Here is a 20366-nt window from a genome sequence, read left to right on the forward strand (position 1 = left end):
GCGACGGCCGACCGGAGACCTCAACGGATCCCCACGCCCTGCTCCGCCCGCACCAGACCGGCGGCGCGGTGCGCCCTCGCCACCAGCTGCGGGACGTCGTCGGGAGGCGTCGTCGGGCACGCAGCCCGGTGCAGCGCCATCGCGCAGGCCTCGGCGGCCCGCGGGCGCCCCGTCCCGCCGGCGTGGCGGTAGCCCTCGCCGAAGGCGGCGAGCGCGGTCGGGACACGGAGGTCCCAGGTGCGCGCCGCGGTGATGAGCGCGTCGACGACGCCGGCGAGATCCCAGGCGGCGGGACCCACCCCGGCGCCGCCGCGGTCGATCAGGCGCACGCGGCACTCCTTCGCCCTGCAGCGCCCCACGCCCGTGTCCACCCACAGATCGTCCAACCGCACGTCGCCGTGGACCCACCCCTCGGCCGTCCACCCGCGCTCGACGACCCGTACGGCGCGGCGCACGGTAGGGTCGGCGAGGGCGTCGCGGACGGCACCGGTCGCGCCGGTCGGCAGTTCGCCGGAGAGCAGGGACGGCAGCGCGGCGGTCCGCTGCCCCGCGCGGACCGGGTGGCGGTGGAGCTCGGCGAGAGCCCGCCCGACCGCCCGGCAGACCCGGAGCTGACCGGCCCGGCCGGTCCACAGCTCGCGCAGCGGGATGCCCTGGGCTGCCACGTCGGTCGTCGCCGGGGCGAGCGCTGTCGGGCGGTCCGCCGCCGCCACGACGCCCGGGGCGGCGGGCAGGTCCAGCGCGCACGGGGTGGTCGGGCCCCCAGGTCCCCGGGGTGCCCACCCCCCGTCCAGGTCGCACGGCGTCCGGACGTCGGTGTCACGGACCAGCATCGCGGAGGCCGTCATCGCATGTCCTCGGTGGTGCGCATCTGCCCATCCCTGCCAGGTCGTCCAGCACCCGCCGCCGGAGGGCGGGTGCGGTGAGGAGGAGCGTGGCCGGATGGCGGTGATACATCCACCTCACACGGCGTATCAGCGCCGACCCCCGCCCCTCTTCCTCGTCGACGCACCGCCCTCTACGCTCGAGGTCGCGGGCAGCGGACGGCCGGACGACCGCCGGTGGCGGGCGACGCGAGTGTGGAGGACAGATGTCGACGGACGACCCGATCAGCCAGGCGAGGGCGACCGGCCTGCCGCGGGACGACGGGCGGCGCTGGCAGCTGCTGGACCCGGCCACCGCCGTGCGGGCGCCTGGTGCCCCGGAACCCCGCGCCACGGTGTACGAGCGGTCCACGGTGCTGGTCGGCGGCCTGCCCGGTGGGCGGGCCAGCGCCCGGCTCAGCCAGATCACCGAGGTCGCCGAGCAGATGGGGTGGTCCGCGACCGTCCTCGAGGACGAGCGCGCCCTCGCCGGCCGGGTCGCCGAGGCGACGGCGCAGGGCGAGCTGCGCGAGCTGGCTGAGGACACCTGGGTGACCCGCGTGCAGCTGGCGCCGGCCGGGCGGGCCCCGCAGGCACCCCCGGACGCCTGGCACCTGCTCCAGCAGCTGCTCGCCCGCGACGCGAAGGCCTCCGCTGACGTCGGGCTCGACCACCTCGTCCGCGCCTGCGAGATCGGCGGGGTGCCCTTCTGGGTCGGGCACCCGTTCTGGGTCGGGCACCCCTTCTGGGTCGGGCACCCGTTCTGGGTCGGGCACGGGGGCGGCTCGCCGGTGACCACCTACGCCCAGCCCGGCATGGGCGGCCGGTCACCGGTGGCGGTCGTCGCCGGGGACCCCTCCCGGCACGCACCGCGCCCCGACCGACCGCCCGTCGTCGCGGTCCCGGACACCGGCCTCGGCGCCCACCCCTGGTACGACGGGCATCCCGGCGTCATCCGCGGGGTGACGTACGCCGGCCTGCCCATCGGCGGGGACGAAGCGGACCAGGGCGACGGCGCGGTCGAGGGACTCGACGGGACCCTCGCCCCGCTGGCCGGTCACGGGACCTTCATCGCCGGTCTCCTCCGCCAGGGGGCGCCGGCCGCCTCGATCCTGCCCCTCGGCGTGATGGACGCGGGCGGATCCGTGAGCGAATCCGACCTGCTGCGCGCCCTCGCGCTGTTGCTGCTGCGCCACGTCGACGGCCAGCGCGGCGGCCGGCCCGACGAGGTCATCGACGTGCTGAGCCTCTCCCTCGGCTACTACCACGAGACCCCGCAGGACGCGATCACGACGAGCTTCCTGCGCGTGCTGCTCGACCGGTACGGGGCGCACGGCGTCGTCGTCGTCGCGGCCGCCGGGAACGACGCCACGACCGAACCCCTGCTGCCCGCGGGCTTCGCCGCGGATCGTGACGCCCCCGACCACGTGGGCCACCGGGTGCCCCTCGTCAGCGTCGGGGCACTCAACCCCCCGGGGGACACGGCCGCGTTCTTCTCGAACGACGGCAGCCGGGTCAGCTGCTGGCGTCCGGGCGCGGCGCTCGTCTCGACGCTGCCCACGTCCTTCGAGGGCGCCGGGCAGGAGGGTGCGGAGACCGTCCCGACGGGGTTCCACCCGCGCGGCACGATCGACCTCGACGACTTCACGAGCGGGTTCGGCATCTGGTCCGGCACCTCCTTCGCCGCCCCGGTGCTGGCCGCCGAGGTGCTCGCGCACCTCACCGGCGCGGGGGACCTGGCCGACACGGACCCGGATGCGATGGTGGCCCGCGGCTGGGATGCGGTGCGCGCAGTGGTCAGGTGGGAGCGACCGTGACGGCGCCCCGGCCGACCGGCGAGCGCGCCGCACCGGGCCTCATCGACACCGCCGCTGCCGCCTTCGACGCCTACCGCGCCGGCGACCGGGCGCAGATGGGGGAGCTCGTCGACCTGCTCACCCCAATCCTGTGGCACACCGCCCGCAGCCAGGGCGTCGACGAGCGCCGCGCGGAGGACGTCCTGCAGACGGCGTGGCTCCGCCTGGTCGATCACGCCGACCGCATCGAGGACCCGAGGCGCGTGCTCGCGTGGATGCTGACCACCGTCAAGCGAGAGGCCTGGCGCGTCCGTCGAGCCGGAGGACGCGAGGACGCCGACCTCGACCGAGCCCCCGAGCCGATCAGCACCGCACCCGACCCGGAGGCCCACAGCCTCCTCACCGAGCGCCAGCAGGCCCTGTGGGGGCACGTGGGCGCCCTCTCCGAGCGCTGCCAGCAGCTGCTGCGGGTCATCGCGTTCGCGCAGAAGCCGGACTACGCCGGCATCTCAGAGGCACTCGGCATGCCGGTGGGCAGCATCGGCCCCACCCGGGGCCGGTGCCTTGACAAGCTCAGGCGGCTGCTCGCCGCCGACGACGACTGGGGGACTGGCGATGGATGAGACGATCGACGCGACGGACCTCGTGATCCTGGATGCGCTCCGCGAGGTGCACAGCCACCTCGACCCCGCCCCGGCAGGGCTCGAGGAGCGGCTGAAGTTCGCGTTGACGGTCCACGGGCTCCACGCCGAGGTCGCCGAGCTGACCAGGACGCCGCTCAGCGTCGCCCGCGCTGACGAGGTCACCCACACCGAGAGCATCACCTTCGCGAGCGGCACGGTCAGCCTCATGGTCTCCTTCAGCGACCAGACCGCGGACAGCGTGACGGTCGACGGCTGGGTCACCCGCGGTGGTGCGGAGGTGGAGCTGCAGATCGGCAACGGCATCCACGCCGCCCGAGCCGATGTCCACGGCAGGTTCACGTTGCGCGACGTGCCGCGGGGCCGCGGGAGCTTCGTGATCTGGCCGGACCCCGACACCGACGGATCGCGCCCCGTGGTGACCCCGGCCGTCGACCTCTAGTTGGGCGGCCACCAGGTGGGCGGCGACGCCGACGCGCTCGACCGGGCGCGGGACCTCCACCGGCGCGGGGTGGAGGCGAACTCGGCCGGTCGGCCCGCCGAGGCCGCGTCGATCCTCCGCGCGGCCCTCGACGTGCTGGATGGCCCGGACGACCCCGCCCCGGACGACCCTGCCCCGGACGACCCTGCCGGCATCCGACTGCGCGCGAGGGTCCTGATGGCCCTGGCGTTCGCGGTGTTCGAGGCCTCCGGGCTGCCCGCCGCCGAGGCCGTCCTCGCCGACGCGCTGACCGAGGCCGACGCGGTCGGTGATGCCGAGCTGAGCGCCCTGTGCCACTCCCAGCGCGCCAACCTGCTCGGCCGGGCCGGGCAGATGAGCGCCGCGCTCGACGAGCTCGACGCGGCCGTGGAGCGCCTCGACGCCCTGGACGCGCGTGACCAGTTCGTCCTCCTCAGCAACCGGGGCGTCACCTACAGCCTGCTGGGTCGACTCACCGAGGCGGCAGCCGACGCGGCCCGGGCCGTGCGGATCGCCGCCGATGCCGGGTTGGTCCGCGAGGAGGCGATGGCGCTCCACAACGAGGGGTGGATCGCCTACCTCGTGGGGGATCTGCCGAGGGCGCTCGCGCTGATGCGCCGCAGCGAGGCCATGGGCGTCGACGTGTCCGGCGCGGTCTCGCGCCTCGACCGCGGGCGGGTGCTGCTCGAGGCCGGACTGGGCCGCGAGGCGGTTGAGGTCCTCACGCAGGCGACCGCCGCCGCCGAGGAGCGCCACCAGCACCACGTGCTCGCGGAGATCGAGCTCGAGCTGGCCCGCGCGCACGCGGTCCGGGGTGACGTCGACGCGGCCGAGCGCATGGCCAGGGCCGCCGGGCAGCGCTTCCGGTCGGCCGACGCGGCGGGGTGGGCGGCCAGGGCCGATCTGGTCCTCGCCCAGATCACCGCCGGTCCGGGCGGACGTCCCGGTGCGGTGGCCGAGGACGTGGAGGCGCTCATCGCCCGCGCCCAGGATGCGGACGACCCCCTGCTGGAGCTCGAGTCCCGCGTGCTGGCTGCGCAGGCAGCGCTCGACCGGGCTCTGACGGCAGCCGCGGTCGCGCACCTCGACGCCGCCGAGGACCTGGTGGCCAGCACCGGTGGCACCGGCCTGCTGAGCATCCGGTTGCAGCTGCGGCTGGGACGGGCGATGGCGGCGGCCGCCGCCGGTCGCGTGGCCGAGGTCCCGGCGGTGCTGGACCTCGCCGCTGACGACCTGGCCCGCGCCCAGGGCCTGAGCGCCAGCCTGGACCTGCGGACCGCCATCGCCGTCCACGGCACCAGGCTGGCCGAGCTCGACCTGGCGCTGGCGCTGCCATCCGGCCCGGACGCGGTGATCACGAGCACCGAGCGCTGGCGGTCGGTGACCGCGCGGCTCCCCCGCGTGCGCCCGCCGGGCTCCCCCGCGCTCGCATCCGCCCTCGCGGACCTGCGCCGCCTGCGCGAGGACCTGCGCGCGGACGTCGGTGCCGCTGCCCGGGCCGAGCTCCTGACCCGCATCGAGGCGGTGGAGGCGGACGTGAGCGAGCACGCGCGCGGCCAGCGGGACGTCGACGCGCGCGCTGCGCCGCTCGCCCCGCTCGACCCGGAGACCCTGCGGGAGGCCCTCGACGCCGTCGACGCGGACCTGCTGTCGCTGGTGGAGCACGACGGCGAGGTCCTCGCCGTGGTCGTCGCCAGCGGCCACGCCTCGATCCACCGCCTGGGCGCCGCGCGTGTGGTGGCCGAGACCTCCCGACGGCTGCGGGCCGACCTCCAGGCCGCGGCGACCCACGAGCTGGGCCCGATGCGCGCGGCCGTGTGGAGCTCCCTCCGCGCCGGGCTCGACGACCTCGACCGGACGGTCGTGCGGCCGTGCGGCCTGGCGCGCCCCCGCGTGGTGGTCGTCCCCCACCGCGGGACCGCGGCCCTGCCGTGGGGGATGCTCCCGTCCCTCGCCGGCCGCGGGGTGGTGGTAGCGCGCTCGGCGACCGCCTGGGCGCGCGGCCTGTCGACCCCGGTCGCGACCCCCGACGTGGCGGCGATCGGCGGTCCCGACCTCCCGGCGGCGGACGAGGAGGTCCGCCGGGTCGCCGACCGCTGGCCGCGCGCGGCGCTCGTGCCGGCCGGCAACTCGTCAGCCGCGGCGCTGCGGGACGCCCTCGTCGGCGCCGACGTCGTCCACGTCGCCGCCCACGGCCTGCACCACCAGGAGAGCCCGCTGTTCGCGTCCGTCCGGATGGCCGACGGCCCCCTCTTCGTCCACGACCTCGAGCTCAGCGGCGTCGGCGCAGCCCACGTGATCCTCTCCTCCTGCGACGTGGGCCGCTCCACCGTGCGGCCGGGCGACGAGCCCCTGGGGCTCGCCGCCGGGATGCTCGCGCTGGGGGCCCGCTCCGTCGTCGCCGCGGTGTGCCGCGTCCCCGACGCGGTGGCGGCGGCGGTGATGGACCGCTACCACCGGCGGCTCGCGGCGGGGGATCCGAGCGACGTGGCGCTCGCGGCGGCGGCGGGGGAGGGTGAGGAGCTGGGCCGTGCGTTCGTCGTCGCCGGGTCGCCCTGGCAGGTCGCCGTGGGCAGCGGGTAGGTCAGCGCCGGCAGCCGCACGGGGTCTGCCCGCACCGGGGGCAGCCGTCGGCGTAGCGCTGGGCGGCCGTGGCGAGGTCGACGCCGGACTGCGCGGCCAGCGAGGCGAGCCACGCGAGGACGTCGGCGAACTCGTGCACCCGCTCGTCGTGCGTCCCCCGGAACAGCGCCCGGGAGAGCTCCCCGACCTCCTCGGTGAACCACGCGAAGGTCCGCGCCAGCCCTCGCTCGGCGTCGCGGTCGCCGTACAGGGCGACCATCTGGTCCTGGAAGGTGGCGATGTCGGTGATCGCGCGCGGGGTCGTGTCGGCCATGGTCCCGCACGCTAGCGCCGGCCCGTCGGCGTATGGTCGTCCCACGTGGAACGACGTCGCCTCCTCCGCCGAGCGGCCGTCGCCGTGGCGGCCGTCGGGATCGGCGTGCAGCTCGTCCCCCTCGGCGCGTGGCAGTTCTCGAACCCGCCGGTGGTCGACGCCGCGAGGTTCCCGACCGCGGAGGCCGAGGAGGTCGCGCGGGCGGCCTGCTTCGACTGCCACAGCCACGAGACGCGCTACCCGCCCTACGCCTACGTGGCCCCGGCCAGCTGGCTGCTCCAGCGCGACGTCGCCGAGGGCCGCGACGAGCTCAACTTCTCCGACTTCGGGGACTCCGACGCCGACGACGCCGCCGATGCCGTGCGGGACGGGTCGATGCCGCCGAGCCGCTACACCCTCCTCCACCCGGGTGCGCGGCTGGACGAGGCGGAGGCGACCGTCCTGGTCGAGGCGCTCGAGCGCATGGCGAGGGACTGACCACCTCCGTCATCGCGGCACCGACCGCATCCGGCGGGCGCGCAGCTGCCCGCACGCGGCATCGACGTCGAGGCCCTGGGTGTCGCGGACGGCGGTGTCGACGCGTGCGTCGACCAGGGCACGGCGGAACCGGGCCAGCAGCCGGTCATCGGCCCGCAGGAAGCGCTGCTCCCCGTCGACCGGGTTCCAGCGCATCAGGTTGACCCGAGCAGGCCGGTCGGCGAACCAGCCGATGAGCCGGTCCAGGTCCTCGTCGGTGTCGTTGTGGCCCGGCAGGAGCAGGTACACGTAGGTGACCGGCCTGCCGTGCCGCTCGGCCCACGACTGGCTGCCGTCGATCACCTCCTCGATCCGGTGGGCACGGGCGCCGGGGATCAGCTCGCGCCGCACCGCGTCGTCCGTGGCGTGCAGCGAGATGGTCAGGTTGATGCCGAGGTGCTCCTCGCGGAGGCGCCGCAGCGCGGCCGGCGGGCCGATGGTGGAGATCGTGATGCCGCGGGTGCTGAGCCCGCGGCCTCGGCGGTCGCGCAGGATCCTGATCGCGGCGAGGACGTTGTCGTAGTTGTGCAGCGGCTCGCCGATCCCCATGAACACGACCCGGTTGATGCGGGTGCCCAGCTGGAGGACCTGCTGCACGATCTCGCCGGGGGACAGGTGGCGGGTCAGGCCGTCCTGGCCGGAGGCGCAGAACGCGCAGCGGAACGCACAGCCCACCTGTGAGGACACGCAGGCGGTCGTGCCGGTCCGGCGGGTGATCGCGACGGTCTCGACCGACGAGCCGTCGGGCAGGCCGAAGAGGTGCTTGGTGGTCATCGACCCCCGCTCCACCGCCTGCAGCGGCAGCGCGGACGTGGTCAGGTCGTGGGTCCGCGCCACCCGCCTGACGGTGGCGGTGGTGCGGCGGTGGCGGTAGAGGGACCGGTAGACGTCACCGGCGGTCTCGGGGTCCTCGAGGTCGGCGATCTCGTCGAAGGACAGGTCGAACAGGCTGCGACGGGGTGGTCGCGTGGCACGGCGTGGCCGGGCGCGGTCGGACGGTGGCATGGGCACTCCTCCCGGGTGCGCGGACGCGGGTGGCGTCCGGACTGAGCAGGTATGCCGACACCGCGCACCGCGGAGGGGTGCCTCGACGGGGTGTCAGCGGGGGCTCAGCGCAACCGGATGAAGAAGTCCATCGCAGAGGGACGGTACCGACCTCCCGATCTGCGATCAACCGCTGGGGACGCACCGAGATGACGAACGGGTGACGGCGGTTGTGCGCAGCGTCACGCCGGGCCTAGGGTCCGAGCCGCCCGGGTGCCGCCGGCCCGGGCAGCACCCGGAGACCCGAGGATGGTGTCGCTCGTGATGAAGAGGACCGCAGCTGCCCTGGTCGTCGTGGTGGCGGTGGCGCTCGTGCCCACCGCCGCCGTGGCCGCCCCGTTGCCCGGCGGGAGCCCCGCCGGCACACCCCAGGGCGATTTCACCTCGCCCGGGCAGGGACCGGGCGTCACCGGCCTGGAGTGGGTCGCGGTGCACCCGCAGCTGGGTCGCGACGGGAGCCACGCCCACCAGCTGATCCGTGACGCCGAGGGTCACGTCGTCCTCAACGCCTACGAGGCGCGCGGCGATGGTGACGTCGACGTGCTGGTCGCCATCGACCCCGACGACGGCTCGATCGCCTGGCAGCTCGAGGACATGGCCAGCGACTGCCTGCCGGTCGCGAGCGACGACGGGTTCGTCTACGCGTACACCACCGGCGGCGGCGGCCACACCGCGACGGACCTCCCGGGGATCCTCGAGATCGACGCCTCCGACGGCACGGTCGTGCGGTCGTGGGAGGAGCCGGTCGCCAACGCCCCCGGCGACCCTCGCGACGACGGCAACCCCCCGTGTTCGGGCAGCGCCCTCGACTCCGCCCACCTCACCCTGGCCGGGGACACCCTGCTGTTCACCCAGCGGCGCAACTTCGACCGGTGGCTCGTGGCCGTCGACCTGGCCGGACCCGACATGACCCTCGCGTGGGAGGAGTACTTCGACGGCTGGGAGAGCGCGTTCTTCCCCCGCATCATCGTCAGCCCCGAGGGTGACGTCGCCTACTACGCCCACCAGCGCGGGTCCGGTGACCAACCGCACCTGATCGGCGTGTACGCGGTCGACACCGGCGCCGAGCTGTCCACCGTCGAGGTCGGCGACGTCGCGCAGATGGCGGCGGTCCCCGGCGGGCTGGTCGTCCACACCGACGACGCCCCGCAGCGCCTGACGCGCTACGACCGGTCGGGTGACGACCTGGTCCAGGACTGGTCGGTGGTCTACGAGCGCGACGACAGCGCCGACGAGTCGGGGCTCGGGATGTGGGTCGACCGCCTCGCCGTCGCCGGCGACCGCATCGTGACCGCCGAGCCCAGCGGCGACGTGCTCTTCGCGATCTCCCTCGACGACGGTCGGCCCCTGTGGCAGCACGAGCCGGTGCCGTCGTTCGTCAACGCCGGTGAGCCCATCGTCGACGCCGCGGGTGCCGTCTGGTACACGACCTTCGGGTTCGGCCTGTCCGCGCTCGACGGCGCCACCGGTGCGCTCCTGACGACGACCGGCGAGGACGCCGACGCGTTCTTCGGCGAGTTCCGCGGCGAGCGCATGGCCCCCGTCCTCGACGACGGGAGGGTGATCCTCGCCAACACCGCGTCCGCCGAGTCGGACAGCGGGGTGGGCCTGCAGCTCGCCGCCGTGGGGCAGGGGACCGCACGGCTCGACGGGGACACCCCCGACGACGTCGCCATCCAGATCTGCCAGCTCCTGTTCGCCGCCGACGACACCGCCGGGGAGGTGCTGCTGTCGCGGGACGACGCGTTCCCCGACGCGCTGGCCGGTGCACCCCTCGCGGGGGACGACGGCTGCATCCTCTACACCGACGGCGGCCCTGACGCGCCGCTGGTCGACGAGACGCGCGCCGAGATCGACCGGGCCCTGCCCCCCGGTGGACGGGTGAACATCCTCGGCGGGACCAACGCCGTCTCGCAGGCCGTCGAGGACGAGCTCCGCGGGGCCGGCTACGAGGTCGTCCGCTTCGCCGGGGCCTCCCGGGTGGAGACCGCCGCCCAGGTGGCCACCGAGGTCCTGCGCCGCAACCCCGGCACGACCGACGTCCTGCTCGCGACCGGGGACAACTTCCCCGACTCGGTGCTCGGCGGAGCCTTCGGCGGGGCGGTCGGTCGCCCCATCCTGCTGACCGTGGGCGAGGTCCTGCACCCGGTGACCCGGGAGTTCATGGCCGAGCACGGCATCGCCGGCACGACCGCGCTGGGCGGGGAGGCGGTCGTCCCCGAGGGGGCGCTGGCGCAGTCCCCCGGCGGGGTCCGCATCGCCGGCCCCAACCGGTTCGCCACAGGCGCGCTGATCGCCGCCGAGCTGTGGCCCGAGGTGATCGGCTCGCCTGACCCGGAGGACCGGGAGTTCATCGTCGTCGACCTGTCGAACGCCCGGGACGGTGACGCCTGGACCTACGCCCTCGCGTCCGCGCCGCTGGCGGTCCGCCGCGGCGCCCCGCAGCTCGGCGTCGAGCCGACCCGCCTGCCGGCGGAGACCCTCGACTTCCTCACCTCCGTCGGGTTCACCGCCCCACCCGCGTTCACCGTGGTCGGCGGCGTGGCCGTGGTGTCCGAGGACGTGGTCATCCAGATCCAGCAGGGGACCGGTGGCTGACCAGACCATGCTCGACGCGCGCCTGATCCTGGACCCGGACCTCCACGTCGCCGATGTGGACCGGCGGACGTTCGGCTCGTTCGTCGAGCACATGGGGCGCTGCGTCTACACCGGGATCTTCGAACCCGGGCACCCCGAGGCCGATGACGACGGCCACCGTCGCGATGTGCTGGCCCTCGCCCGCGAGATGGGGGTGACCCTGGTGCGCTACCCGGGCGGCAACTTCGTGTCCGGGTACCGCTGGGAGGACGGCGTCGGGCCCCGCGAGGACCGCCCGACGCGGCTCGACGCCGCGTGGCACTCCCTCGAGACCAATGCGCACGGGTTGGGGGAGTTCGTCACGTGGGCTCGAAAGGCCGACATCGAGGTGAACCTCGCCATGAACCTCGGCACCCGCGGGGTGCTGGAGGCCCTCGACCTCCACGAGTACTGCAACCACCCGGGCGGGACCTACTGGTCGGACCTCCGGATCGCGCACGGGCACCCCGAACCGTTCGGCATCAGGATGTGGTGCCTCGGCAACGAGATGGACGGCCCGTGGCAGATGGGTCACAAGACCGCCGAGGAGTACGGGCGGTTGGCCGCGGAGACCGCCCGGGCCCTGCGCATGGTCGACCCGGACCTCGAGCTGGTGGCCTGCGGCAGCTCGGGCCGCGGGATGCCGACGTTCGGGGAGTGGGAGGCGACCGTCCTCGAGCTCGCCTACGACCAGGTGGACCGCATCTCCGCGCACGCCTACTACGACGAGGTCGACGCCGGTGACCTCGGCAGCTTCCTGGCCTCGGCCGTCGACATGGAGGCCTTCATCTCAGAGGTGGTCGCGACGGCCGATCACGTCGGCGCCAAGCTGCGCAGCTCCAAGCGCATCGACATCTCCTTCGACGAGTGGAACGTGTGGTACCAGCCCGACCTGGAAGTCCCGACCGAGGACTGGCCCGTCGCGCCGCGCATCGCCGAGGACACCTACGACGTCGCCGACGCGGTGGTCGTCGGCAGCCTGCTGATCACCTTGTTGCGCCGCAGCGATCGCGTGACGACCGCGTGCCAGGCGCAGCTGGTCAACGCCCTGGCGCCCATCCGCAGCGAGCCGGGCGGGCCGGCGTGGCGCCAGACGAGCTTCTACCCCTTCGCCCAGGCCGCCCGGTTCGCGAGGGGGAAGGTCCTGGCGGTGCAGGCGATCACCCCCTCCTACGAGTGCGCCCGGTTCGGCGCGACCCCCGTCGTCCACGCGGTCGCCACGCACGATCCCGACCGCGACGAGGTCGTGGTGTTCGTGGTCAACCGCCACGTGGACGAGCCGGTCTCGCTGACCCTCGGCATCCGCGCGTTCCCCGACCACAGGGTGGTGGAGCACCTGACGCTGTCCGATCCCGACGTCCGCGCGGTGAACACCGAGGACGATCCGCTGCGGGTCGTCCCGCGCCAGGTCGAGGTCACCCAGCGCGACGGCGACGACGAACAGGTCCTGTTGCCACCGGTGTCCTGGAACGTCGTCCGCCTGCGCCGACCCTGAGCGACGTCGGGCGCCTCCGTCGTCGGCGGGTTCGCGGCGGCGGACTGGTCGCGCGTCAGCTCACCCGAGCTCGGCCAGCCAGGCCAGGACCCGGTCGAGCGCCGGACGACCGGCGGGGTCGAGCATCAGGTCGTGCCCGGCGCCGTCGACCACGACGGCGTCGGTCCCGTAGGCCACGGCCAGGGACCGCTCCTCGGCGACGGTGAAGATCCGGTCCTCGCCGGCCGCGAGGACCCGCACGGGGGTCCGGACCCGCGACGGTCGGGGTAGGACCGCGAGCATCTGCAGGTAGGCGAGGTAGGACTCGTCCTGCAGCCGGTCGTGGCAGGCGTCCACGACCTCCGCAGGGGTGTCCGGGGTGAAGAAGGCCCGGCGTGTCAGCGCGGGGGTCCCCACGATCGGCCACATCGACACCGTGGCGTTCGCCTTGGCGAAGGGCAGGGGGATCGCCCGCGCCGTCCGGACCGTGGCCCCCCACACGCCGGACCGGGGGACCGACGCGACGAGGATGCCGAGGGCGGCCGACCGCTGCTCGAGCACCCGCTGGGTGACGAGCCCGCCCATCGAGTGGCCGATGACGACGGCCTCGGTCCCGAGGCGGTCGAGCTCCTGGCCGACGGCCGCGACGTAACCGCCGATCCGCGTCCAGATCCGGTGCCTGCTCCCCGGCGCGTCGTGGCCGGGCAGGTCGATGGCTCGAGGTCGGTGGCCCGCCTCGGCCAGGACGGCGGACCAGTCGTCCCAGCACCACGAGCCGTGCCAGGCACCGTGGACGAGGAGGACGGAGCGGCCAGCCATGCCGCGACGCTACCAGCCGGCGGTGGGGCGCCCGTCGGGGGATGTCAGCACCTGCCCGCCATCGACACGACTGCCGGTCATCTGCCCGGCGAGGTCGGCAGCCACTCGCCGCAGGACCGGCGAGGGGTCGGTCAGCAGCTCGCGGCCAGCCGGTCGTGCTCCTGCACGTCCCGGGGTCGTGGCCGTCAGCGGATGCTCGATTCGGAGCCTGTGAGAGGCCTGGGTTCGCCTGGGAGTGAGGACCGCTCCCGGACACGCCCTACCGGAGAAGAGGGTCGTCAGGGAGTGGCTGTGGACGAATCGGATGGGTATCCGGGGGGGGGGTCGGAGCTTCCTAGGAGGAGACCTCGTGCTGCGCCTCATCGATGAGCCTCCGAAAGGTCTCTGCCTGGTCGGGGTGCTCCCGGATGGCGTCCCGCAGCGCTGACTTCGCCTGGATCAGCCTCCAGCGGTCCCGGCCTTCCTCGACGACTGCCCGCCAACCGTCCTGAGAGTCGACTCCCAGGTCCTCCACCGCCATCTCGACGACGTCCTCAAGGCATGGACGGAAGCGACGGTCACCCACGGGCAGGTGGACGTCGTATAGCTGCGCGGGTCCGTCCTTGCCAGCCTTCGCCAGCACATAGCCGTAGTCGGCACGTTCCGCGTGGACTTGGATGTGAGCCTGCGCCCACCTGCGTGCACGGACGTACTCGACGCGCAGGAGAGGGTTCCTCGTCACGGGGAACCCCACGGCGACGTTGGACTCGACCACGGCGAGGTATCGGCGTGCGTGGTCCCAAGTGCACCGCCACTCGACGTGCAGGTCCAGCAGGTGCTCCCCGCCGATGGTGAGCTCGACGGGGTGGTCGGTGCGCTTCCCCGGGGTGGAGATCACCACGCGATCGCCCCGGACCGTGGACTCGATGACGGCCTCAGGGCTGACCGTGCCGCGGAGCATCGCGGCTACGTCGTCGGCGAACTCCTGCGCCCTCCCTCGCAGTTGTTCGTCGATCGGTCAGTCCTCGTCTTCTCCGAGGAGGAAGTCGATGGACTGGACCTCTCTCCACACCCAGAAGTCCGGTCCACTCAGCAGGTTGCGCTCCGCGGCCTGCTGGGCTTCGGTGTAGGTCATCCCGATGGACGCGAGCAAGCGCTCACGCCGAGCGCGCAGGTCGGCGGCAGACGGCTCCAAGACCTTCATGGCGCGTTGCCTCCTCGTGGGTGTAGTCGTGTTCTACCCGGATCGACAACGATACGCATGGGGTGAGACAGTCCGGCCTTGCACCCAGCGGGCCCGTGTCGACGGTCGGGATCATCCCGGCTCGTCCAAGTTGGGTAGGACGGTCGCGGGCGTCGTCCAGGCATGAGGCTGGCCGCTCGTCGGTGGTAGCCGTTGGCGAGTGCGGCGTCCACGACGACGACGTCCTAGACGAAGTCGATGACGACGGTCTCAAATCTCACCTACACGTTGGTCGCGGAACCCCGCAGGATTCCGCGACCCGAGAGTCGGGATGCAGGGATTTGAACCATGCGCATCCCGTCCCGACTGGTCATGTCTGATGCCGCCTAATGGCCCTGACCTGCGCGTTTGCCACCGACTGGTCACGTCTGGTGTCGCCTGCTCACGTGTGGTTTCGCGTGGCTCGGTGACAACGCGGCTACATCAATCCGGCGAACGGACCGTATAACCCATCGCCTCCAGCTGCTCCACCGCGGCGTCGGGATGCCGGCGGACGGCTGCCCGTGTCTGGCGGTGCAGCCAGTCGCCACGAGACTCCCCGAGTGCCTGCCGCCAGCCCTGGTGGGTGTCGGTGATCAGGCGCTCCTGGTGGAGGAACTCGATGAAGTCCTCCAGCGTCGGCCGGAACCGCCGGTCGCCGAGGGGGATGTGGAGCTTGTGGAGCGGCCGGAGCTTGCTGCCAGCGGCGGCGTACGCGAAGCCCAAGCCGGCGGAGTCACCGGTGATGTGGAGGTGGGCGGCCTGCTTGCCGGGCTCGTCGCGGTCGTACTCGATGCGGATGGGGCAGAAGTTCGTCCGCGGGTCGACGCAGAGACCCATCACCGAGGAGTGCACCGCCAGGTGCTGGCCCTCGGCATCCATCGTCGTGGAGAACCGCACACGCAACCACAGCGGCGCCTGCTGCCGGTCTTCGACATCATCGGCAGTCGACAACGGCAGCAGCGGGTGGGTCTTCAACACCTCACCGGGAGGGCGAACGATCGCCAAGCCATCGACGAGCGTGACGTGGAACACGCAGTCGCGGGTGACCGTCGCGTTGACCAGGTCGGTCAGACGGGCCGCGAACGCCTCGGCTTGATCCTCGAGCACCCCCACGCGGGGGAAGCTACCGGAACAGCGGCGCCACCATCAGCCAGAGGTCGTCCAAGGGCTCCTCGAGGTCCCCGCTGCGACCCCGCTCGATGAACTCGTCAAGGGTCAGATCGGAGACGCTCGAGATGGCCTCACGGAGTTCCTCGTCGAACTCCTCGCGTGGCACGTGGTGGGTGACCACGCCTGCGGTGGCTGCCGGACTCATCACGTCTCCCCTTCCATGCACGTAGTTGTACCCGAACTCTTGACAGTAGGGAACGGGTGCGACATCAACCCCCGGCAAGGTCGCATCTAGTCCCGCCCCGTCCCATCCGGTACGATGGTGCGGCCCGAGGAGGCGGCAACCTCCCCGGGCCCGGCCGAAGCCGGCCGGATCCTCCCTAGAAGGACCCGACGCGATGAGCGTAGACGCACGTGGTGCACCCAGACCGTTCTTGGCGTGTCCGGAGCGGCCCCTGTAGGCCGCCGTGTCACTGCTGGGCCCGCGGGCCCCACCATGCTCCCCCCTCTCGCCGCGCAGGCCGGGGCATATCGCCCTGGCCGAGCGCACACACACTCGCCCGGACACGACCGCGGCAACGGTCACCGGGCTCCTGCCCTAGAGAGGAGCCAGCCATGCCCACCCCGCACGCTCACGACCAGGACCACGTCGATGGTCCACCAGCACCGCCCCTTGCCCATCCGCCGGTGGAGCCGCCGGCGCGGCCGTTCACGATGCAGCCGCCGCGGCGGGAGGGTGACCCTGCTTCCGCCCCCACCACCGACCAGGACCGGCTGCAGATGGCCCTGCGGGCGCTGAACGACGCCCGGGCCGGCCTCGACAACCGGCATCCCGAGACGGTCCACAACCCGCACCCGAACGACCTCGACCGCGCCCGCCAGGTCCTCGAGGCGGCCATCGATGTGGTGCGGGCCACGACGCGAAACGTGATCGAGCCCATCGATGTGCGCGATCCTGGCCGCGAGCGCGAGCTCGTGGAGGAACGCCTCGGTGTCCACGCGGCGCACGTGATGGACCTTCTCCCACCAGGCGCGGGTGCGGTCGTGGCCACGGCCGTGCGCGGCCACCGGTTCCGCGACGGCACCCCGGGGGTCTACGTCGAAGGCCGGTACGGCGCCGAATGGGAGCACCCCGAGGACATCAGCGAGTCCGGCTGGGCCACGGTCACCTACTCAGTACAGGCCGAGCCGGACCCCGAGGCCCCTGACCAGATGCCCATCGCCCACATCGAGGGGTACGCCCCCCGGGCAGCCCTCGCAGGTCTGGCCGCGCACGTCAAGGGCCAGGACGACCGCCTCGACTCGATCGTCGAGCAACTGGACTACCTCCGCGCCGCACTCAGCCAGGGCACGACACAGCTGGCGCTGGCCGGCGTGGACCCGCGACGGCTGCCGCGCCGGAGCGTGCGGAGGATGATCCACGGCCCCGAGATCGCGGCCATGCTCGACCACGAGACCGAATCGGGGACAGGCCAGCCGCTTCCCGAAGACGCCCTGACCCACGCCGAGGACCTGTGACGCCTGAGGACATCCAGGCCGCCATGACGACGCTCGCCGAACTCATCGGCCACACCGTCGCCCGCGAGCTCCGTGGCGACGTGCAACGCCTGCTGGTGCCTGCGGAGAACGACGTGCTCGAGGGCATCGAGGACATCGCGACCTACCTGACCCTGTCGCCGGCACACGTCGCACGGCACCTCGGGTCCACGATCCCAGCCCGCAAGGTCGGCCGCTCCTGGCTCGCCTCGAAGGCCGCACTCACCGCGTGGCTGGCCGGCCGGGACCCCTAGGGTCCGGTCGCATGATCGAACTCACAACCAGCACTCGCGCCGTCGACGTCCGTCCGTACTGGGGCCACCCCCAGGTAGCCGACTACATCGGCGGCGTCTCCACCGACACCGTCCGGAACCTGGTCCTGGCCGGTTACCTCGACGGCCTCCGCCTCCCCGGAGTCAAGCGCAACGTGGTGACCGCCGAGTCTCTCGACCGGTACCTCGCCAGGGCCCGCGAGACCGCGGAGCTCACCCGGATGGTCTCGCAGTGACCTTGCAGGACTCGCACCCGGCCACAGCCGACTTCGCCAGCCTGGTCGGCCGCGCCGTCGCCGACGAACTCCGCGACGCCGTCGCCTCCGTCCTCACGCCAGTGGAGCACGACGTCCTCGCGGGCGTGGAGGCCATCGCCGTGTACTGCGGGCTGTCCGAGAGATTCGTCCGCGACCACATGGGCTCGACCATCCCGGGTCGGAAGGTCGGTACGAAGTGGCTCGCGTCGAAGGTCGCGATCACCGCCTGGCTGGCCCGCCCAACCTAATCCGGGGGCTCGAGACCCTCGTCGGGCACGGGCTCGACGTGTCCCTTGAGTGATCCGGCGAGAGCTCCTACGGAGTAGGTTCCCTGGGCCACCTCAACGACGAGGTCAGCGAACTCGTCCTGATCGATGGTCATGCGGTAGCCGCATCGCCTGTAGAAGGCGACGCACGCGACCAGGGCCGTGCGCTTGTTGCCGTCGAGGAATGCGTGGCTGCGTGCGATGGCGTGGAGTGTGGCCGCGGCCTGGTCGTGGACCGTCTGGAACACAAGTTCCCCGAAGGCACTCGATGCCGGCCTAGCCAGCGCGCTCTCGAGTAGTGGTCGGTCACGGAGCCGGCCAGGGCCGATGATGGCCTCGTTGATCTGGAGGACCTCGTCCACGCTGAGGAACGGCCAGGGCGGTCCGTTCACTCGTCGGCCAGGCGATCGAGGGCGGCCCGGTACTGGTCCTTGGCGTCGCTGACCAGCTGATCGAACTCTTCACGGCGACCGGGGCCCGCGAGGAAGTCACGGAGCGCCCGGCGGACGACGTCGTTGGCCGACGTGTTCGTGATCGAGGCGAACCGCTGCAGAGCGACGTGCTCCTCAGGTGTGAGGCGGACGAGGACCTGCTTCGACGTCGTGCTGGTAGCCATGCGGCTATACTATCACTGATATCATCATCTGAGGGAGGGCTGAACCCATGAACCGCGACGACCTGCACTACGTGCCGATGCTGCGGGGCAAGCGCGCTGAACTCAGCGCCCTTTCCACCTCGGGTCACCTGACCACGATGACCCCGCTGGTCGAGCTGCAACCCATCGAGGGTGAGGTCCCGTCCACGGTTGTCGCCAAGCGCGTCAACGACATCCTGCAGGCCTGGTACCGGCCCCTGTTCCTCGACGTCCAGGGGGCCTTCGACGACAGCGACGTGGACCTGGCCGACGGCTACAACCTCGTCCGCCGTGCGGCCCAGTCGATCGCTGAGGACCTGCCCGTCCCTGAGCCGATCCCGGTAGTCGACATCGCGTCACCCGACGGGTTCCTGGCCGCCGTCCGGGTGGCGCTGAGCGAGGATGCCGGTCCGGACGAGGTCTGCATCCGCCTGCGCGCCGATCACGTCGAGCGGCCGGTCCAACTGCGCAACCGTCTCGAGACCCTGGTGCACACCTTGGGGGCTACGCCCGAGCAGGTGCACCTGGTCCTGGACCTGGAGAGCACGGTCAACGTCGCCTTCGCGGAGATGTTGACCATGGTGGTCCCTGCTGAGGAGTGGGGCGGCTACACCCTGGCCTGGGGCGCCTTCCCGACACAGCTGGGCTCAGAGGAGGAGCAGGTCCACGGCCGGCACGACTGGACGGGCTGGGTCGACATCCACGATGCCCTGCGGATGGACAACTACCGCGCCCCAGGGTTCGGTGACTACTCGATCGTGGCCGCGAGCCCACCCCCATCGGTGCCGCGTGCCCCGAACCCGAACCTGCGTGTCACCCGTCATCTCGACTGGCTCGTCATGCGGGAACGGCGGACCGCCCTCGAGGGCAACGAGGCGATCTACCGGGTCGCCCAGCGTCTCGTCGGGCACGTCGATGAGGGTCTCTCTGCCGGTGACAGCTGGGTCATCGAGCACGCCCGCGGAGACGGCACGACTGGGAACGCGACAACATGGATCACAGTCGGGCACCAGCGGCACTTCGCGTTCGTCACCGCACAGCTAGCCAGCCGCGGCGGTTCTTCAGTACCCCTGTGACCAGTGGCGAGAGCTCAGGGAGGTCGTAGACGTCGGCCAGCCGGCGCCACAGCACCCTCCGCGGCTTGCTGCGCACTCCAGTCACGCCCGCCAGGTCCAGCAGGCTCAGGCACTCGTCACGCCACAGGAGTTGGGCGACCCACACGGACTCCTGATCGGGGTTCTCCGTTGCGGAGCGGACCTCGGCCAGGTCGACATGGACGCCGTCGCCGGTGGCTTCCCAGACGCCCCACCATGGCGGGACGACGTCCATGGCCTGGTCAAGGTGTCGAGGCGTGCACACGATCGTCATGCGGTCGACCACACGGCCGTAGGCCTGGACCTGACCGTCGAGGCGGGCGAGGGTGTCCCGGTCGCTCTTGATCTCGTACCCCTCGAGGTGGCCGTTCAGCCGGGCTGCATCGAGGCGTGCGGTGCCGCCGCAGACCGGCATCTCGAACACGACGCGGTCGCCGTCGCTCAGCTGCTCGTCGAGGCGGCTGTGCAGCGCGGCGCGGATCGGCGGGTCGCTGAGCCGGGTCATGGCGCGCTCATCGTAGAGGGTGACACCCACAGAGCGCGTAGCGTCACCGGGAGGTAGCTGTGCGCTACTCATGGGAACGGGATGACCCACGCGGAGTCGAGGTCGAAGCTGCCACCGATCGTCACGACCAGGCACGGCGTGTTCGCGGCGGGCGGGGCCGGACGGTCGTGGATGTGCCCTCCGGATCCGTCGTCGGTCTCGGCGGTAGCCGGCGAGGCGGGACGCAGGTAGCGGGCGGGCCCGCGGACACGGTCGGGCTGGTCGGCCAGCACGTAGTGGCACATGCCGTCGGTGGCGGCCGTCTTGATCCAGCCGGGCCGGAGTTCGGTGACCGAGGGCAGGCCGAGTGCGACTCGCATGCCG

At 72.8% G+C, this 20366-nt stretch carries 24 protein-coding genes; 12 read left to right on the forward strand and 12 right to left on the reverse strand.

Features of this window, described 5'->3' with window-relative positions:
* Positions 1–20: 20 nt before the first annotated feature.
* Positions 21–848, reverse strand: coding sequence for a phosphotransferase (locus tag ACEQ2X_RS13455; RefSeq protein ID WP_370326331.1), 828 nt, complete (start codon positions 846–848; stop codon positions 21–23).
* A gap of 242 nt (positions 849–1090) precedes the next feature.
* On the opposite strand from ACEQ2X_RS13455, the gene ACEQ2X_RS13460 reads away from it, so the two are divergent.
* From ACEQ2X_RS13460 to ACEQ2X_RS13475, 4 genes are read left to right on the forward strand one after another with little or no spacing between them, the layout of a single operon-like run.
* Positions 1091–2680, forward strand: a complete 1590-nt coding sequence (locus ACEQ2X_RS13460) for a S8/S53 family peptidase (RefSeq protein WP_370326332.1) — start codon at positions 1091–1093, stop codon at positions 2678–2680.
* Positions 2677–3282, forward strand: coding sequence for an RNA polymerase sigma factor (locus tag ACEQ2X_RS13465; protein ID WP_370326333.1), 606 nt, complete (start codon positions 2677–2679; stop codon positions 3280–3282). Before ACEQ2X_RS13460 ends, ACEQ2X_RS13465 begins: the two co-directional genes overlap by 4 nt.
* Positions 3275–3742, forward strand: a complete 468-nt coding sequence (locus ACEQ2X_RS13470) for a hypothetical protein (protein WP_370326334.1) — start codon at positions 3275–3277, stop codon at positions 3740–3742. The genes ACEQ2X_RS13465 and ACEQ2X_RS13470 overlap by 8 nt, the downstream gene beginning before the upstream one ends.
* Positions 3743–6343: a CHAT domain-containing protein gene (locus tag ACEQ2X_RS13475; RefSeq protein ID WP_370326335.1), complete on the forward strand. Its 2601-nt coding sequence runs from the start codon at positions 3743–3745 to the stop codon at positions 6341–6343.
* Between the two features lies 1 nt (position 6344).
* On the opposite strand, the gene ACEQ2X_RS13480 is transcribed toward ACEQ2X_RS13475, so the two are convergent.
* The gene (locus tag ACEQ2X_RS13480) at positions 6345–6656 is read right to left on the reverse strand and encodes a MazG nucleotide pyrophosphohydrolase domain-containing protein (protein ID WP_370326336.1); all 312 of its coding nucleotides are present in this window, start codon (positions 6654–6656) and stop codon (positions 6345–6347) included.
* A gap of 45 nt (positions 6657–6701) precedes the next feature.
* Here ACEQ2X_RS13480 and ACEQ2X_RS13485 point away from each other — a divergent pair, with 45 nt between their 5' ends.
* On the forward strand, positions 6702–7133 hold the full coding sequence (locus ACEQ2X_RS13485; RefSeq protein WP_370326337.1) for a heme-binding domain-containing protein: 432 nt from the start codon (positions 6702–6704) through the stop codon (positions 7131–7133).
* A 9-nt stretch (positions 7134–7142) separates the two neighbouring features.
* On the opposite strand, the gene rlmN is transcribed toward ACEQ2X_RS13485, so the two are convergent.
* Entirely contained in the window at positions 7143–8177 is a 1035-nt protein-coding gene (gene rlmN, locus ACEQ2X_RS13490) for a 23S rRNA (adenine(2503)-C(2))-methyltransferase RlmN (RefSeq protein WP_370326338.1), read from the reverse strand.
* Between the two features lie 303 nt (positions 8178–8480).
* Between rlmN and ACEQ2X_RS13495 the strand changes: the two genes are divergently transcribed.
* Both ACEQ2X_RS13495 and ACEQ2X_RS13500 read left to right on the forward strand, forming a co-directional pair.
* Positions 8481–10814: a cell wall-binding repeat-containing protein gene (locus ACEQ2X_RS13495; RefSeq protein ID WP_370326339.1), complete on the forward strand. Its 2334-nt coding sequence runs from the start codon at positions 8481–8483 to the stop codon at positions 10812–10814.
* Between the two features lie 7 nt (positions 10815–10821).
* Positions 10822–12327 carry an alpha-N-arabinofuranosidase gene (locus ACEQ2X_RS13500; RefSeq protein WP_370326470.1) on the forward strand — a complete coding sequence of 502 codons (1506 nt, stop codon included), beginning with the start codon at positions 10822–10824 and terminating at the stop codon, positions 12325–12327.
* 60 nt (positions 12328–12387) lie between these two features.
* Here ACEQ2X_RS13500 and ACEQ2X_RS13505 read toward each other — a convergent pair whose 3' ends face one another.
* From ACEQ2X_RS13505 to ACEQ2X_RS13525, 5 genes are all read right to left on the reverse strand, one after another.
* The gene (locus tag ACEQ2X_RS13505; protein ID WP_370326340.1) at positions 12388–13125 is read right to left on the reverse strand and encodes an alpha/beta hydrolase; all 738 of its coding nucleotides are present in this window, start codon (positions 13123–13125) and stop codon (positions 12388–12390) included.
* 334 nt (positions 13126–13459) lie between these two features.
* Positions 13460–14065 carry a hypothetical protein gene (locus ACEQ2X_RS13510; RefSeq protein ID WP_370326341.1) on the reverse strand — a complete coding sequence of 202 codons (606 nt, stop codon included), beginning with the start codon at positions 14063–14065 and terminating at the stop codon, positions 13460–13462.
* Positions 14066–14122: 57 nt separating this feature from the next.
* Entirely contained in the window at positions 14123–14308 is a 186-nt protein-coding gene (locus ACEQ2X_RS13515) for a hypothetical protein (protein WP_370326342.1), read from the reverse strand.
* Positions 14309–14770: 462 nt separating this feature from the next.
* Positions 14771–15442, reverse strand: a complete 672-nt coding sequence (locus tag ACEQ2X_RS13520; protein WP_370326343.1) for a hypothetical protein — start codon at positions 15440–15442, stop codon at positions 14771–14773.
* Between the two features lie 10 nt (positions 15443–15452).
* Positions 15453–15644: a hypothetical protein gene (locus tag ACEQ2X_RS13525; RefSeq protein ID WP_370326344.1), complete on the reverse strand. Its 192-nt coding sequence runs from the start codon at positions 15642–15644 to the stop codon at positions 15453–15455.
* Positions 15645–16054: 410 nt separating this feature from the next.
* On the opposite strand from ACEQ2X_RS13525, the gene ACEQ2X_RS13530 reads away from it, so the two are divergent.
* The 4 genes from ACEQ2X_RS13530 to ACEQ2X_RS13545 are packed head-to-tail and all read left to right on the forward strand — an operon-like array spanning position 16055 to position 17752.
* The gene (locus ACEQ2X_RS13530) at positions 16055–16957 is read left to right on the forward strand and encodes a hypothetical protein (protein ID WP_370326345.1); all 903 of its coding nucleotides are present in this window, start codon (positions 16055–16057) and stop codon (positions 16955–16957) included.
* On the forward strand, positions 16954–17229 hold the full coding sequence (locus ACEQ2X_RS13535; protein WP_370326346.1) for a hypothetical protein: 276 nt from the start codon (positions 16954–16956) through the stop codon (positions 17227–17229). The genes ACEQ2X_RS13530 and ACEQ2X_RS13535 overlap by 4 nt, the downstream gene beginning before the upstream one ends.
* 11 nt (positions 17230–17240) lie before the next feature.
* Positions 17241–17483, forward strand: a complete 243-nt coding sequence (locus ACEQ2X_RS13540; RefSeq protein ID WP_370326347.1) for a hypothetical protein — start codon at positions 17241–17243, stop codon at positions 17481–17483.
* Positions 17480–17752 (forward strand): hypothetical protein, encoded by a 273-nt coding sequence (locus tag ACEQ2X_RS13545; RefSeq protein WP_370326348.1) that lies wholly within the window; start codon positions 17480–17482, stop codon positions 17750–17752. Before ACEQ2X_RS13540 ends, ACEQ2X_RS13545 begins: the two co-directional genes overlap by 4 nt.
* Here ACEQ2X_RS13545 and ACEQ2X_RS13550 read toward each other — a convergent pair.
* Together ACEQ2X_RS13550 and ACEQ2X_RS13555 are read right to left on the reverse strand one after the other, a co-directional pair.
* On the reverse strand, positions 17749–18132 hold the full coding sequence (locus ACEQ2X_RS13550) for a type II toxin-antitoxin system death-on-curing family toxin (RefSeq protein ID WP_370326349.1): 384 nt from the start codon (positions 18130–18132) through the stop codon (positions 17749–17751). The two genes, ACEQ2X_RS13545 and ACEQ2X_RS13550, sit on opposite strands and share 4 nt — an antisense overlap.
* A gap of 26 nt (positions 18133–18158) precedes the next feature.
* On the reverse strand, positions 18159–18386 hold the full coding sequence (locus ACEQ2X_RS13555; protein ID WP_370326350.1) for a hypothetical protein: 228 nt from the start codon (positions 18384–18386) through the stop codon (positions 18159–18161).
* Between the two features lie 47 nt (positions 18387–18433).
* On the opposite strand from ACEQ2X_RS13555, the gene ACEQ2X_RS13560 reads away from it, so the two are divergent.
* Positions 18434–19480: a hypothetical protein gene (locus ACEQ2X_RS13560; protein ID WP_370326351.1), complete on the forward strand. Its 1047-nt coding sequence runs from the start codon at positions 18434–18436 to the stop codon at positions 19478–19480.
* On the opposite strand, the gene ACEQ2X_RS13565 is transcribed toward ACEQ2X_RS13560, so the two are convergent.
* Both ACEQ2X_RS13565 and ACEQ2X_RS13570 read right to left on the reverse strand, forming a co-directional pair.
* Positions 19434–20003, reverse strand: a complete 570-nt coding sequence (locus ACEQ2X_RS13565) for a sce7726 family protein (protein WP_370326352.1) — start codon at positions 20001–20003, stop codon at positions 19434–19436. The genes ACEQ2X_RS13560 and ACEQ2X_RS13565 overlap by 47 nt on opposite strands.
* Positions 20004–20071: 68 nt before the next feature.
* Entirely contained in the window at positions 20072–20362 is a 291-nt protein-coding gene (locus ACEQ2X_RS13570; RefSeq protein ID WP_370326353.1) for a hypothetical protein, read from the reverse strand.
* Positions 20363–20366: the final 4 nt, after the last annotated feature.

The organism is Euzebya sp. (assembly GCF_964222135.1).
GTDB lineage: Bacteria > Actinomycetota > Nitriliruptoria > Euzebyales > Euzebyaceae > Euzebya.

Bases quoted from the DNA above. Each gene is read 5' to 3' on its own strand.
- ACEQ2X_RS13455 (WP_370326331.1), bottom strand. From the start codon at position 848: ATGACGGCCTCCGCGATGCTGGTCCGTGACACCGACGTCCGGACGCCG.
- ACEQ2X_RS13480 (WP_370326336.1), bottom strand. From the start codon at position 6,656: ATGGCCGACACGACCCCGCGCGCGATCACCGACATCGCCACCTTCCAG.
- ACEQ2X_RS13565 (WP_370326352.1), bottom strand. From the start codon at position 20,003: ATGACCCGGCTCAGCGACCCGCCGATCCGCGCCGCGCTGCACAGCCGC.
- ACEQ2X_RS13570 (WP_370326353.1), bottom strand. From the start codon at position 20,362: ATGCGAGTCGCACTCGGCCTGCCCTCGGTCACCGAACTCCGGCCCGGC.
- ACEQ2X_RS13515 (WP_370326342.1), bottom strand. From the start codon at position 14,308: ATGAAGGTCTTGGAGCCGTCTGCCGCCGACCTGCGCGCTCGGCGTGAG.
- ACEQ2X_RS13470 (WP_370326334.1), top strand. From the start codon at position 3,275: ATGGATGAGACGATCGACGCGACGGACCTCGTGATCCTGGATGCGCTC.
- ACEQ2X_RS13560 (WP_370326351.1), top strand. From the start codon at position 18,434: ATGAACCGCGACGACCTGCACTACGTGCCGATGCTGCGGGGCAAGCGC.
- ACEQ2X_RS13505 (WP_370326340.1), bottom strand. From the start codon at position 13,125: ATGGCTGGCCGCTCCGTCCTCCTCGTCCACGGTGCCTGGCACGGCTCG.
- ACEQ2X_RS13500 (WP_370326470.1), top strand. From the start codon at position 10,822: ATGCTCGACGCGCGCCTGATCCTGGACCCGGACCTCCACGTCGCCGAT.
- ACEQ2X_RS13555 (WP_370326350.1), bottom strand. From the start codon at position 18,386: ATGGCTACCAGCACGACGTCGAAGCAGGTCCTCGTCCGCCTCACACCT.
- ACEQ2X_RS13540 (WP_370326347.1), top strand. From the start codon at position 17,241: ATGATCGAACTCACAACCAGCACTCGCGCCGTCGACGTCCGTCCGTAC.
- rlmN (WP_370326338.1), bottom strand. From the start codon at position 8,177: ATGCCACCGTCCGACCGCGCCCGGCCACGCCGTGCCACGCGACCACCC.
- ACEQ2X_RS13495 (WP_370326339.1), top strand. From the start codon at position 8,481: ATGAAGAGGACCGCAGCTGCCCTGGTCGTCGTGGTGGCGGTGGCGCTC.
- ACEQ2X_RS13530 (WP_370326345.1), top strand. From the start codon at position 16,055: ATGCCCACCCCGCACGCTCACGACCAGGACCACGTCGATGGTCCACCA.
- ACEQ2X_RS13525 (WP_370326344.1), bottom strand. From the start codon at position 15,644: ATGAGTCCGGCAGCCACCGCAGGCGTGGTCACCCACCACGTGCCACGC.
- ACEQ2X_RS13510 (WP_370326341.1), bottom strand. From the start codon at position 14,065: ATGCTCCGCGGCACGGTCAGCCCTGAGGCCGTCATCGAGTCCACGGTC.
- ACEQ2X_RS13460 (WP_370326332.1), top strand. From the start codon at position 1,091: ATGTCGACGGACGACCCGATCAGCCAGGCGAGGGCGACCGGCCTGCCG.